Genomic DNA, 981 nt, shown 5'->3' with positions numbered 1-981 from the left:
ACATATTACTTCACTCCTTGTTGCTCGTCAATATCAATCTACAGGCAGCGAATCAAGCATCTTGTGGATGATCCAGTAGTGATCAGAATACATCTCGGCAGGATCAAGCAGGCCGAGCGGCACCCATTTCACTTCTGCGAAGTCGTCATCGGCCTTCACCTCCAACAGCTTTTCCGAGTCGTTCAGCAGGTAGAGATATGCATGTGTCACGATCCGGCCACGAGTTTCTCCGCGATTCGGGTCCGAGAATACCTGCTTGAATCGGAAGGCCAGCTTCATCGTATCGCGGCTTACCTGAATACGCGTTTCTTCAACTGCCTCGCGGCATGACGTGTTGAAGATGGTTTCTCCGGCGTGGGCAAAGCCACCCGGGAGTGCCCACAGGCCTTTTCCCGGATTGAACTTGCGTCGTCCGAGAAGCACGTGCCCAGATTGGATGATCACTGAATCCGCAGTCGTCATGATTGGGGCGTACCTCAACCCCATACCATCGCGCCCGCGATACGAGTGCTCGCGCAGGTACTGCTTCGAGAACTTGATCTCGGCATTGATCGCGTCAATCACCTCCTTATTCTCCCAGCCCCAGTGCTTCAACCACGAGCGAACCTCCGGATGCACAAGCTCGGTAATGTCCGTGATGCCCTGATCCCAGTAATCGCCACCGCCGAACAACAGGTCGCGAATGTACGTGGCATCGAGTTCCCGGTTCGTGGCTTTGTCCGTATAGCCCGGAACCTCGATCGACCCCCACTGCGGGAATTTCTTCAGGTAGTACGAACTCTGGTCCTTCGAATGGCCGATGAGGACTACCTCCACTTCGGTGACGAGACCGGTGGAATGAAGCGCATCCATCTCCAGCGCGCGCTTCGCGAAATCGACGCGACGCTGGACTTCAGCCATCCATTTGAAGTCGTTGTCATGCAGGTGATCGTTGAGCGTTTCGAGTTCGAGGAAGCCCTTTTCAATGGCTTCCGGGTACAC

General features: G+C 55.0%; 1 protein-coding gene. It reads right to left on the bottom strand.

Features of this window, described 5'->3' with window-relative positions:
- Positions 1 to 33 precede the first annotated feature (33 nt).
- Positions 34 to 981, bottom strand: a 948-nt coding sequence (locus AC1RPN_RS07775; protein ID WP_481763648.1) for an NUDIX domain-containing protein, incomplete at its 5' end; no start/stop codon positions are given.

The organism is Dellaglioa sp. CoH-57-MRSF-20, assembly GCF_056781955.1.
The sequence above is the reverse complement of the archived record's forward strand: the minus strand, read 5'-3'. Positions and strand labels throughout refer to the sequence as shown.